The sequence below is a fragment of the Stenotrophomonas sp. Nf1 genome, assembly GCF_003028475.1.
GTDB lineage: Bacteria > Pseudomonadota > Gammaproteobacteria > Xanthomonadales > Xanthomonadaceae > Stenotrophomonas.
In genome coordinates this window covers 21240-33437 of the sequence record NZ_PYTV01000008.1, presented here as the reverse complement: position 1 = coordinate 33437, position 12198 = coordinate 21240, and the positions used below count along the sequence as shown (strand labels likewise).

The window sequence follows — 12198 nt, the reverse complement described above, 5'->3', positions numbered from 1 at the left end:
TGCTCTGGCTTCAACGCCCCATCACTTCCAATGATCCGGCCCCAGGAACGGCAGGCTCAACACAAACACCGGAACCGCCACCGGCACCAACGCTGCACCCAGCACCTTTCCGGCCGCCGTCCCAACCCCCGGCTTGTCCGTATCGTCCGGCCGGATTCGCTCAGCCCGCGCGGTAATCGGCTGCGCCAGCTTCGCCTTCGCGGCCAGCGCAGCAGCGTCCGGCAGCTTCACCCGCTCGCCATCACTCTCGAACAGCGCGCTGTAATAGCTGCCACCCTGCCTGGAAAGGTTGCAGTCCGGGTTGGCCGCCAGCTCGTAGCGGCTCCGCGCTTCAAGGATGTACGGCTGGCGCGTCAACGCAGCGATGGCCTTGGCCACCCGCGGGCTGATCTCCAACCGCTCCAGCTTGAACTGCGCCGCCTGTTCCGGCGTCACCTGCTCCGGCCGCAGCAGCAGTGCGTAGCTGCCATGCACCTTTGCCCTATCGGCCGGCACCCGCCAGTCCTCACGGAAGTACAGCTGCGCGCAGACCACGGCCTCGCGCAGCGGGCTGTCCATCAGGGCACGGTAATCACGGAACGGCGCAGCGTCGAAGCGCATCGGCTCGTCATAGACGGGCAGCAGGTACAGCTTGCCGTCGTCGGCCACGAACGCGCCGGTAATCTCGCGATTGGAATGGTGGTAGTCCGGCCCACTGGCACAGCCAGACAGCAGGCCAAGGCACAGCACGGAGAGAATAAAGCGGATGGACGTTCGCATGTCGTATTGAATGGCTTCCCTGGAAAACCAGCCCCGCCCGTTAGGACGAGGCCAGTCCACCATGGTGCCACGGCGAAGCATTCGATGAAAAAACCGGCTTACTTCAACCGCTCAACCAACAACTGCCCCACCTCCAGCGCCGAAGCCGGGTTCTGCCCGGTAATCAGCTCGCGGTCCACCACCACATGCCCGGTCCACGGCGTGGCATTGCTGCTGAACTTCGCACCCGCCCGCTGCAACGCCGTCTGCGGGTAGAACTTCATCTCACCGCCGCCCAGCAGCGGCTTGGCCTGCTCTTCTTCCTGGTTGCTGATCACCGTCATCTGGTAGCCGCTGTAGATCCACTTCGGCGCGGCCGGCATCGCACCGGTTTCCAGCTTCGCCACGAAACCACCCGCATCCGGCAGCGTGGACAGCAGCGCGATCGGCCCGTGGCAGACCAGTGCGGTGGTCTTGTTGCGCTGGTGGAAGTCCGCCAACAACCGGCCCAGCGCCGGGCTCTTCAGCAGGTCCTGCATCGGCGCGTGGCCACCGGGAATGTAGACCGCATCGAAACGCGCGTAGCCCTGCTGCTCGATGCGCGCCAGGCTGACCACCGGCGAGGCGGTCGGCGAGGTCAGCGCCAGTTTCTCCAGCAGCTCCTTGTGCAGCGTCAGCTGCGCGGCATCGTTGCCGAAGTACGCCGGCGTCACCGAGGACGCATCCACCGTCGGCGCCCGCCCCTGCGGCGTGGCGAAGGTCACCTCGTGGCCCGCGTCCAGCAGCAGCTTGACCGGCTGCATCAGTTCGTTGAGATAGAAGCCGGTGGACAGCACCTTGCCGTCCTTCAGGTCCAGGTGGTTTTCGTCGGACAGCACCACCAGCACGTTGGCGGCTTGCGCGCCGCTGGCGGCCAAGGTCAGGGCCAGCGCTGCGGCCAGCCGGGTCATCGGGTTCATGGGGATCTCCTATCGGGGAATGGCCGCCACTTTATTCATCGCCCCAGCGGCGATAAATTGGCCCCATCGCAAAACATCTGTTCCCGGGAGAGCCAAATGAGCCGCAAGTTCGACTACTTGGGCGACGTGGAGGTGTTCCTGGCGGTGGTCGAGCACGGCTCGTTCACGGCCGGCGCGGTGGCGCTATCCACCACGCCCTCGGTGCTGAGCCGTGCGGTCACCCGCCTGGAAGCGCGGCTGGGCCGACAGCTGCTGCAGCGGACCACCCGCCGCGTGGGCCTTACCGACGCCGGGCGGCTCTATCGGGAACAGGTGCGCACCGCCTTCGGCCTGCTGGACGACGCCGAGCGCGACGTACTGGCCCAGGACGATGCGCTGGCCGGCCGCGTGCGCCTGAGCGTGCCCACCACCTATGGCCACTACCGGCTGCCGCCCGTGCTGGCGCGCTTTGCGCAGCAGTACCCGCAGGTGCAGGTGGAACTGAACATCACCAACCGCAACGTGGACCTGGTGGCCGAAGGCTTCGACCTGGCCATCCGCCTGGGCCAGCTGCCGGACAGCGGGCTGGTGGGGCGAAAGCTGGAGGATGCGCCTTTGGTGCTGGTGGCCGCGCCGGATTACCTGCAGCTCCGGGGCACGCCGCAGACGCTGGACGATCTGCAGCAGCACCTGTGCCTGCCGTTCGTGATGCCGCGTACCGGGCGGCTGGCGCCCTGGATCTTCCGCGACGGGGGGCGCGACGTGGACTGGCTGCCACGTTCGTCCATCGAGACCTCCGACGATGTGCTGGGCGTGGTGTCGTTGGCCGAACAGGGCATCGGCATCTGCCAGAGCTATGAATTCATTGTGCGCGAGCGGTTGCAGCGTGGGCAGCTGGTGGAGGTGTTGTCGCAGTTGCGTGGGAGATCGCGGCCGTTCTCGGTGATCTATGCGCCGCATCGGCGGCAGTCGGCTGCGGCAAGGGCGATGATTGAATTGCTGGTGGGCAATTCAGCTGTGGCTTCGGACGTTGCTGGTTGAGGCTGCGCTGTCTGCTGGGGGTGTCGTGTTTGAACCGTTTTTCAGGGCGTGAGGCTGGTCGGGCCCCGTTGCCTGCCGAGCAAGACCAAGAATTGTTGTAAAGAAGGCCGTCGCGCTATTCGCTTGCGGCGCGGGCGATTGCGTCATTCTGAATCGCAATCAACAGAGCAGCTGCGCGAATACGTCTGGCGGTGTCGCGTGCTGCACGAATGGTGCATGCCACAATAGTTCCTCGCTCTCGAATTCCGCTTCCTGTTCGCCATTTTCTATTGGCGTTCGCAGCGGCGGTGTAAACACCATGACGCGCCACCGACAGCGGGTGGCCGGGCGTGCAAACCCGAGACGTAGAGTGAAAACGCTTGCCAGTCGGCACCGTCCTTAGGGCGGTGCCGGCTGGCAATCCGTCGGCCTATATGGCGGACGGTGCGTGGGGGCCTTCGGGCCCGCCGGTCACTTCTCTGCGTCCCGGTTTGCAACCCGCACCGTCCGCCACCCGCTCGCGCGGTGGCGCTGTTAAGCACAGCCAAGGAAACCGACGCCATGAACGAATCCGACATCCTCTCTGCCTACACCGTTGTTGAGCCCATCAACGACGACGCTTCCCTGCCCGACCTGAACTACCTGCTCGGCATCCTCAAGCGCATGCGCGGCTGCGAAGGGGCTGATGGGCACCCTTGGCCGGAAACCGATGTATCGCCCGGCCGACGTGTAAGCCTGGCCAGGAGCGAGCGCGCGATGGTGGGAGCACTGACGGTGCTGGAACTGCTGCATGCGGCAGACCGCTGCCGGGTGGCAGCGGACCCGGAGCGGCATTTGGATGAGGGCGTTGTGGATGGACTGTTTCTCGCTTGCCGGGGGTTGGTTGAGTGGGCTTGTCGGGAGGTACGACCGGAATGAGGCGGCATCCGCTCACAAGGTCCGAAATCAGCCCCAGCAGCGCTCCCGCCTATTCCCTCGAAAACGTCGCCTGAATGGGAATCAAGCATCTTCGTCGAAATAATCGCTATCCACGGATGGGACCCGAAGAATACGCGAGCTCACACCCACCTCATTGTCGATCATGAGACCAACCAAGCGATTTCCATCGACGATCACAATGCCTTCAACAGAGCCAACAAAGTCAACAGCCTGAGGAGTGAAGCCAGACGTGGTTATGAAAACCCCGCGTTTGGCCTTCTGTCCGGCAAGCGCCCCATAGAAGGCCTGAAGCTCGGGCCTACCAACCGTGCTCTTCCAGCGCTTCGCCTGCACATAGACCTTGTCCAGCCCGAGCTTATCCAGCGAGATCACGCCATCGATTCCACCATCTCCAGCTCCTCCGACGCGTAACAAGTCAGAGCGGCTCGCGCCGTACCCCAGTCGATGCAGGATATCGAGAACGATGATTTCAAACCGCCCGGGCGAAACACGCAACAGGCAATCCAGAAGCTCAGCCGCTGTGGCCGATTTCAATTCAGCAAGCGCACCATCAAGTCGATCGTCGGGGCTCAATACCGTTGATCCATGAGCTAGTTCATTGGAGTCTGGCCCATCTAGCACCGCAGCATCCACCGAAGATCGAAGCTTAACCGAGAGGTAGCCATTTGCGATTCTCCCAACCTCCGCATCGTCCAGCGGGAACGGATGATCGCTAACGTAATTTCTGCCAGCCTCCGTCAACTGCCAGACACCGCGTCTCGGGCTGGACGAAAGGCCAGCGCGCTTCAGCCGATCATGCGCCCAAGCCGCTCGATTCTTATAGATCTGCGCACCACTATCCAGCACCCGGAGCTTCAGCTCTTCAGTCAACCCAAGGGAACTAGCAGCGGCATCATATGCCGCAGCAGCGGCAACTCCTCCAGGACTGCCCTCGAGGAAGCGCAACACCGGATCGATGAACTTGTCGTAAGTTGGAATCATCAAATTCGCCTTCGCATCGCGCAGTTTGTGGCAACCATAAACTCATTCCGACACATATAATGACCTCCCAAATTTTCTCAGGTCATGCGTCTAGTGAAGCGGCATGGGCCGCATCTGGAATCATCATCGATGTCTCGCTCGGGAAAAGTAACACCCAAGCAGGAAACGACTGGTTCATTACACTCGGGCCTTGACGGTGCACGGTATCAGACAACGGTCGCGGCTATGGCGATGAGATCAAGATAGACGGCTAAACACGACATTGGCTCTCACAGTGTAAAAACCGAACTCAAGCCCAAGCTCGCAGGCCCGAAGCTGGAAGCCCGGTCGAAGGTGTTAGAGATGAGCGAATCGCGAACGTGGGGCAGCATGGTCCACGGAGCGGATTCGCCCCACACTCAATTTTTCTTCAGTGCGATCTTTCACGTAGGCCATGACGACCCCCAGACTCCAAACTTCCCCCTGTTAATGCAGCGATGGCTCGTTAGGGAGTGATGGCAAACCAATTTCCTTTAGGAACTCGTTGTGCCGCTTGGTGGCTACATGGATCTTCTCTTCGAGCGAAACCAGCCCCGAATTCACCGCAAAGAGGTCAACCTCCTCCTCCGCCTCCACCGTGCTCACGTAGCGCGAGATGTTGAGGTTATAGCCCTCCTCCTCTATACGTTCCATCGAAACGCGCATCGAGTAGCGGTCTTCTTCGCGGCGGTGCTGGTAGGTATCGAGAATCTTGTCGATATGCCCGGACAGCAGTCGATTCTGCCGCTTGCCAGGCTCAAAGTGATTGGCCGCATTAATGAACAGCACGTCATCGGGCTTTTTGCACTTTTTCAGCACGAGAATGCACACAGGAATGCCGGTGGAGAAAAACAAGTTGGCCGGCAGGCCGATCACCGTATCGATACAGCCATCCCTCAGCAGCTTCGTGCGAATGCGCTCCTCTGCACCACCCCGGAAAAGCACGCCATGAGGCAGAATGATGGCCATCACGCCGTCTTGCTTCAGGTAGTGGAAACCATGCAATAAGAAAGCGAAATCAGCAGCAGACTTTGGAGCCAGGCCGTAATTCTTGAAGCGCATATCCTCGCCGAGCGCCTCGGTAGGCTCCCAACGATAGCTAAATGGCGGATTGGCCACCACCGCGTCAAACCTTAGTTGCTTGGCAGGGTTCATTTCCCGCAACGCATCCCAGTCGTTGGTGAGCGTATCGCCGTGGTAGATCTCGAACTCAGAATCCTTCACCCCGTGCAGCAGCATGTTCATGCGCGCCAGGTTATAGGTGGTGATGTTTTTCTCTTGGCCAACGATTCTCCCGATACCATGCGGCCCCATACGGTGGCGCACATTCAGCAGTAGTGAACCAGAACCGCATGCCAAGTCGAATACGCTCTCCAAATGCTTCTTTTGGCCGGTTGCTGGCTCCTGGCTATCAAGTGTGACGATTCCCGACAAGATGCTGGAAATCTCCTGTGGCGTGTAGAACTCACCGGCCTTTTTTCCGCTGCCCGCCGCAAACTGGCCGATCAAGTACTCATAGGCATCGCCCAGCGTGTCCTTGTCGGTCGAGAATTCTTCCAGCCCGTCCGCAATCGCCTTGATCACTGTGCAGAGCTTGGCGTTCTGCGCGGCGTAGCCTTTGCCCAGTTTTTCCGAATTTAGATTGATCTCGGAAAACAAGCCACTGAAAGTGCTGGCAAAGGATTCGTTCTCGATATAATCAAATCCACTTTGCAGCGAGTGCAGCAGCTCGCCGTCTTGCGTACGCGCCATCTCGGCGATGCTGCTCCACAGGTAGGCGGGCTGAATCACGTAATGCACCTTGCGGCGCATCTGTTTTTCAAACTCTTCTGTGTCATTCGGGTTCTGCGCGTACCACACGCTCAGCGCCGAGCGACGGTCGCCCTGACCCAGCTTCGGGTAATCTGATCCCAACTCCTTCTGTGCCGCCGCCTCATAGTTGTCGGACAAATAGCGCAGAAATAGGAAAGAGAGCATGTAATCGCGGAAATCATCCGCATTCATCGCCCCGCGCAAGGAATCGGCAATTCCCCACAGGGTGGTACCCAGTTGCTTTTGATCTTGTTCGGTCATGGTGTCGGTGCTTCCTGAAGTGCTGGCGCGTGTGCCGGTGCTGTGGCCCGGGTCGGAACAGTTCCGGGCAGGGCAAAGTCAAACCGCGCGATGAATTCGCGTAGGATACGTCGGAAAAGTTCCTTGTTGTCCTCGCCCATTTCCGTTGGTTCATGAATGGCATAAGCGCCGTGGCTTAGCAGGTTCAGGGCCCGGTTGAACAGCGCCCGATCTGCCTCGTTGTCCAGTGCCTTCAGGCAGAAGACGATACTCGGGTGCCCAAAGAAGGAGGCCGTCTTCTCCATAACACTGCGCAGAGCGTTGAAGTGAAAGGTGTAGAGCTTTCCCTTCCTCGGATCAGCTGCGCACTGCAATTCGGCGAGCGTCGCCACATGGTGAAAGTAGGGCGTATCTTCCGTTGCCTGAAGCGTGTAGGTCCCATCACCGCTCGGTCGGCGTAGGAAATAGCGTCGATGGTCGACCGAAGGCGCATCATCAATCTTCCGCCCCATTTCATTGCACAAGACGTTGAAGAACAGTGCATGGTGGGAAGAGAAAATCACCTTGATCGGAGCGGACGCGCCGTCAGCACTCTTCCGTGTGGCCGCCCGACGGAGTAGCTTAGCCAGGTCGCAGGCGATTGCAATTGCGTTGTTGTCGTCCAACGACGAGATCGGATCATCGATATAGAGGTACTTCTTCCCCTGATAGGAGTCATGCCCATCCAGCATCCGTTCACAGATAGCCATGAAGATGCACCAAATGAAGATGTTCTGTTCGCCCCGTGATACTTTTATGTTGAGCTCGTCGCCTTTTCGGAAGCTCACGAAATCCGGTTTGGAGATTGTGTCCTTGCCCTGCTGAACGTCCTTGTAGGTGAAGTCGAAATCGAAATCGGCATAGCGGGAAAGGTATCTGGCAATCGTCTCATCCAGCGCGAGTTCTGTCATTGCGTTGAAGAAGGACGACTTCTCGTTCAGCTGCAGACGACGCACGCTGTCGCCTTCAAGGTCGTTTTCCCAGACGAAAAGATCCTCGGTGAAGGCGTTGAAGTAGAGCGTGTCGGGCGTGCCGGTCGGGTTCTTCTTCGTCTTGCGTTTGCCCGCGTCCTTGAATTCCATCGAGAGGCGGGTCTTGCCAGTGCGATTGTAGGCGTAGATCAGGATCAGCGCGGTGGGCTTGGTGGGGTTATTCAGATCGTCACGAAGCCTGACCACTAGCGACTTCAAGCTCTTGTATGTGCTCATGCGGCAGCCTCCCCGACCCGGGGAAAGAGCTGCTGCATCAGGCCCTTCTTGTGGGTCTTGAGCGTGTCGAGCTTTCGGGTCTCAGCGGCGATGAGGTCGTCCAGGGAGGTCAGGCAATCGGCGATGCGCTGTTGTTCTGGAGGCTGTGGAAAGAAAGCCTTTAGATCGAGAATGTCAGGGCGCGATATTCCAGGAATTAGATTGCCCGCCCCCAAGACTTCGAATCGGCGCTTCTTCGTAAGCAGAAACTGAAAAACAAAATGGCGGATTTGACCATCCTTCGCTCGAACAGCCATGAGTTGTCTTCCAAGCGCCACTGCAGGCAACGCGGAAAACCAGACTTCTCCGACACCGCTGCCCTTAACGGTGATCAGAGTGTCGCCATTTCTAGCTACGCTAGCTGTCAAAGCCGTCCATTTCCTTGCATCAGACGATTCATCCGTGAAGTCTGATGGGCCGGAAAAGTACGGAATTTCGCCCGTATCGCTATATTTCTCGGGCGACAAATGCACTCCAGAGATGAGGTCAATAATCGTAGAGAACGGCCTCTCTTCCCATTCACCGCACCCATCAAACTCGGGAAAGCGGAGGCGCGGCAGTGCTTCGCCCTCGGCCGGGAAAAGCTGCTGCATCAACCCCTTCTTTTGGCATTTAAGTGCATCGACCTTCTGCGCTCTCAAGTCAATGAGCACATCAATTGAGGAAAGGCAGTCAGCGATTTTCTGCTGCTCTTCCGGCGTTGATACGGGAACAGGCATGGCCATAAAATCATCAACTGTAATGGCCATCCTGTCGTGCCGAGCACCCGTACTCGATACTTGACGCATATATTGATGCCAGCCGGTAGTCTTAAAATAGTAGGCATAGAAATCATTATTGTTGTTATCAAATCTAAATACGGTGTACAAAGGCGACATAACACCAACCGCAACATTGTTCTTCGAAATTGGGCCTACAGGCGCCGCTGAAGATATTCTCGGGTTGTATACGTAGTCACCCTTCTCCACAACATAGTAATTTTCCAAGCTGCCCTGAGTGGCGATATCCCTATCAAAGTAGTCGCGCTGATCAACCACACCATATTCCGCCGAATTCGTTAAAACTCGCGTTATTGTGCCATTCCGATTCCTCTGGGTGCAGCGTTTTACCCGCTTACTTAGCGGGACGAACTTCCATTCGGCAGCGTTCCAAAACTTAGGAAACCGCAGCTTCGGCACAAGTCCATTTTTCTTATCTGGCTGCATCCGCACACCTTCCTTTTTATTTTTCATACGCACCCAAGCCTGAAATCTCCCGCCCCTGGGCGAGTTTTTTGAGCAGCGGAATCAAGTCTTCCATCAGGGTCAACTCTGCGTTAGTGCGCGCCTTCCAGCCGAGCTCCAACGCGGCGAAAAGCTCGCTTAGTTGATCTCCATCGAACACCATACGGCGCAAGGTGGACTCTACGAACGATTGCAGGGCAGCCGCATCCAACGAGTGCTTGGCCGCAGTTCCAGCCAGAGCTTTCGCGTGCTTCTCGGCCTTAAAGTCGTCAAACCCGGCACGGATGGCCTTCTCGTCCAGCGCCTTGCCTACTTCCAGCGTACTGATGTACTCGGCGATATCGTCACGCTCGTCGATGAACTTGGCATCGGCCTGAATCAGGCCAATCAACTGCTCGCGGCTCATATTCTGCTTGCCCGGTGTCTGGCTGGAGTAGCGCGCAATCAACGCCATAATGTAGTCATAGTCGATGATGCTGCTGGCAAATAGCACAAACTCGAAATCCAGCTCCTGCACCGTCGGATCAGCCTTATCGCCGCCGATGTCCTGATTTTCCTTCAGACGCTGGGCTGTCTCGATGTACACACCCTTGAAGCCCTGCAACTGATCTTTTGGCAGTATATTCTCGATGCTGACCTTGTCGCCTGGCGTCAGGTCGGTGTACTGGTCAAGCTGGGTTTTGAGGCGCTGCACCTCTTTAAAAAGGTTGATAAACTGCGCGCGAGCGGCATCGCCCTTGAGATTGGCCACCGCTTCGGGCTTGTTTTCCAGCCCCTGAGATTGCATGAACGTATCCAAGGCTTGCACGGCAGTTTGCAGCTTTTCGATGACCACTGGAGCCTTATCCACGAGCCAGATTTCCTTGGCGGGCTTGCTAGCTTGGCCGGAGAACAGGCCAATAGCGGTGTCGACTGCATCCTGCTGTTGACGAAAGTCAAGGATGTTGCCGTAGGGCTTAGTGTCGTTCAGCACACGATTGGTACGTGAGAATGCCTGAATCAAACCGTGGAACTTGAGCTTCTTGTCTACGTACAGCGTGTTCAGGTATTTAGAGTCGAAGCCGGTGAGCAGCATATCCACTACGATGGTGATGTCGATCTTGTGGGCGTGCGACAGATCAGCATTGGGCCATTGCTGATCCTTGATGCGCTTTTGCACGTCCTGATAGTAGAGATCGAACTCGCTGAGCTGAAAGTTGCTGTCGTACTGGGTGTTGTAATCGACAATGATGGCTTTCAGTGCAGCTTTCTTTTCATCCGGCGCTTCTTCGTTGTCAGCTTTTTCCTGTGGCAGGTCTTCCTGAATCTGCTGTACATCTCTATTACCCTCGGCGGGCGGGGAAAATACGCAGGCGATGTTCAGGCGCTGGAAGCCTGAGCCTTCTGCCAGCTTCTCAGCCTGCAGAGTCTTGAACAACGCGTGGTACTCGATGGCGTCGTTGATGCTGGCAGTGGCCAGCACAGCATTGAACTTGCGCCCATTAGTAGCGGCATCGTGCTTGGCGAGAATGGCCTCTACAACTGCGCGCTTGGTCAGGGATTCGCCGGGCTTGAGCCCCTTCTTTCCGTCGGGCTTTCTGTCCGGTTTATAGTAGTCCACGTGGAAGCGCAGCACATTGCGGTCTTCGATAGCGTGGGTAATGGTGTAGGCGTGCAGTTGCTGTTGGAAGATGTCCGCCGTCGTCTTGAAGCTGGCCTGCTGCCCATCGATTTGCTGATAACTGGCGTTTTCGTCAAAGATGGGCGTGCCGGTAAAGCCAAACAATTGCGCGTTCGGGAAGAACTCCTTGATAGCTTTGTGGTTTTCGCCAAACTGCGAGCGATGGCATTCATCGAAGATAAAGACCAGACGCAGGTAGCGCAGCGGCTCCAGTCGCTCTTTGTAGCTTCTTTTGTTGCCGCCATCCAGTGCCAGGCCTAGCTTCTGAATAGTGGTGACGATCACCTTGTCGGCGTAATCATCAGAAAGCAGACGACGCACCAGCGTTTCGGTGTTGGTATTCTCTTCGACACACCCCTCTTGAAACTTGTTGAATTCCTCCCGCGTCTGCCGATCGAGGTCTTTACGGTCGACCACGAACAAGCATTTGTCGATGTCCGGGTTGTCTTTCAAAAGCGTGGATGCTTTGAACGACGTTAGCGTCTTGCCGCTGCCCGTGGTGTGCCAGATATAGCCATTGCCACAGCGCTGGCGAATGCACTCGACAATTGCCTTAACTGCATAAATCTGATAGGGGCGCATCATCAACAATTTGTGCTCGCTAGCCACCAGCACCATATAGCGACTGATCATCTGCGCCAGCGTGCATTTGGCGAGAAAAGCGTCGGCAAAACTGTCCAGATGCGTGATTTTGCTATTGTCCTCTGCCGCAAATTGATAGAGCGGCAGGAAGCGCTCATCCGCATTGAAGCTGAAGTGACGGCTGTTGTTGTTGGCGAAATACCAAGTGTCCGAACGGTTGCTGACGATGAACAATTGCAGGAAGCACAGTAATGTCTTCGTATAGCCGTTACCTGGGTCATTCTTGTAGTCGACGATCTGTTGCATTGCCCGGCGAGGGCTGATGGCGAGCGTTTTCAGTTCGATCTGTACGACGGGCACACCGTTGATCAACAGGATCACGTCATAACGGTGGTGACTGTAGTCGGTGCTGATGCGAAGCTGGTTCACCACCTCGAAGCTGTTCTTGCACCAGTCCTTGATGTTCACCAGTGTGTAGTAGAGCGGCGTACCGTCGTCGCGCACGAAGCTGTTGCGCTCGCGTAGGTGCTTGGCAGCAGCAAAGACGTCCGGAGTGACGATGGATTCCAGCAGGCGTGTGAATTCGCTATCGGTCAGACGAACGCGATTGAGCGTCTCGAAGTGCTGGCGAAAGTTCTGTTCCAGCGCAGCGCGGTCGCGGATGTCCGGGCGCGGGACGTATTTGAGATCTTCCAGCTTGGAGATCAGATCCTGCTCGATTTGGTTTTCTGTTGTTGTCATGAGCAAAGCCTCCAAATTGT

General features: G+C 57.5%; 9 protein-coding genes. 2 read left to right on the top strand and 7 right to left on the bottom strand.

The window, feature by feature from the left end; translation table 11 throughout:
- Nucleotides 1–21 precede the first annotated feature (21 nt).
- A complete protein-coding gene (locus C9412_RS14755) occupies nucleotides 22–759 on the bottom strand; it encodes a hypothetical protein (protein WP_107232324.1) in 738 nt (245 codons plus the stop codon).
- A gap of 98 nt (nucleotides 760–857) precedes the next feature.
- Nucleotides 858–1697 (bottom strand): type 1 glutamine amidotransferase domain-containing protein, encoded by an 840-nt coding sequence (locus tag C9412_RS14750; protein WP_107232323.1) that lies wholly within the window; start codon nucleotides 1695–1697, stop codon nucleotides 858–860.
- Nucleotides 1698–1793: 96 nt separating this feature from the next.
- On the opposite strand from C9412_RS14750, the gene C9412_RS14745 reads away from it, so the two are divergent.
- Together C9412_RS14745 and C9412_RS14740 are read left to right on the top strand one after the other, a co-directional pair.
- A complete protein-coding gene (locus C9412_RS14745; protein ID WP_107232322.1) occupies nucleotides 1794–2717 on the top strand; it encodes a LysR family transcriptional regulator in 924 nt (307 codons plus the stop codon).
- Nucleotides 2718–3257: 540 nt separating this feature from the next.
- Entirely contained in the window at nucleotides 3258–3614 is a 357-nt protein-coding gene (locus tag C9412_RS14740) for a hypothetical protein (protein ID WP_107232321.1), read from the top strand.
- A gap of 81 nt (nucleotides 3615–3695) precedes the next feature.
- Here C9412_RS14740 and C9412_RS14735 read toward each other — a convergent pair whose 3' ends face one another.
- The 5 genes from C9412_RS14735 to C9412_RS14715 form a co-directional block, all read right to left on the bottom strand.
- Complete coding sequence (locus C9412_RS14735) at nucleotides 3696–4616, bottom strand: restriction endonuclease (protein ID WP_308811143.1); 921 nt, start codon at nucleotides 4614–4616, stop codon at nucleotides 3696–3698.
- Nucleotides 4617–5081: 465 nt separating this feature from the next.
- Nucleotides 5082–6707: a type I restriction-modification system subunit M gene (locus tag C9412_RS14730; RefSeq protein ID WP_107232319.1), complete on the bottom strand. Its 1626-nt coding sequence runs from the start codon at nucleotides 6705–6707 to the stop codon at nucleotides 5082–5084.
- Nucleotides 6704–7933 carry an AAA family ATPase gene (locus tag C9412_RS14725; protein ID WP_107232318.1) on the bottom strand — a complete coding sequence of 410 codons (1230 nt, stop codon included), beginning with the start codon at nucleotides 7931–7933 and terminating at the stop codon, nucleotides 6704–6706. The genes C9412_RS14730 and C9412_RS14725 overlap by 4 nt, the downstream gene beginning before the upstream one ends.
- Nucleotides 7930–9204 (bottom strand): restriction endonuclease subunit S, encoded by a 1275-nt coding sequence (locus tag C9412_RS14720; RefSeq protein ID WP_258190262.1) that lies wholly within the window; start codon nucleotides 9202–9204, stop codon nucleotides 7930–7932. The genes C9412_RS14725 and C9412_RS14720 overlap by 4 nt, the downstream gene beginning before the upstream one ends.
- A complete protein-coding gene (locus tag C9412_RS14715; RefSeq protein WP_107232316.1) occupies nucleotides 9194–12178 on the bottom strand; it encodes a type I restriction endonuclease subunit R in 2985 nt (994 codons plus the stop codon). Before C9412_RS14715 ends, C9412_RS14720 begins: the two co-directional genes overlap by 11 nt.
- Nucleotides 12179–12198 lie beyond the last annotated feature (20 nt).

Excerpts from the sequence above, each read along its gene's own strand:
- C9412_RS14750 (WP_107232323.1), bottom strand. The coding sequence starts at position 1,697 with ATGAACCCGATGACCCGGCTGGCCGCAGCGCTGGCCCTGACCTTGGCC.
- C9412_RS14715 (WP_107232316.1), bottom strand. The coding sequence starts at position 12,178 with ATGACAACAACAGAAAACCAAATCGAGCAGGATCTGATCTCCAAGCTG.
- C9412_RS14745 (WP_107232322.1), top strand. The coding sequence starts at position 1,794 with ATGAGCCGCAAGTTCGACTACTTGGGCGACGTGGAGGTGTTCCTGGCG.
- C9412_RS14730 (WP_107232319.1), bottom strand. The coding sequence starts at position 6,707 with ATGACCGAACAAGATCAAAAGCAACTGGGTACCACCCTGTGGGGAATT.
- C9412_RS14720 (WP_258190262.1), bottom strand. The coding sequence starts at position 9,204 with ATGAAAAATAAAAAGGAAGGTGTGCGGATGCAGCCAGATAAGAAAAAT.
- C9412_RS14725 (WP_107232318.1), bottom strand. The coding sequence starts at position 7,933 with ATGAGCACATACAAGAGCTTGAAGTCGCTAGTGGTCAGGCTTCGTGAC.
- C9412_RS14755 (WP_107232324.1), bottom strand. The coding sequence starts at position 759 with ATGCGAACGTCCATCCGCTTTATTCTCTCCGTGCTGTGCCTTGGCCTG.
- C9412_RS14740 (WP_107232321.1), top strand. The coding sequence starts at position 3,258 with ATGAACGAATCCGACATCCTCTCTGCCTACACCGTTGTTGAGCCCATC.
- C9412_RS14735 (WP_308811143.1), bottom strand. The coding sequence starts at position 4,616 with ATGATTCCAACTTACGACAAGTTCATCGATCCGGTGTTGCGCTTCCTC.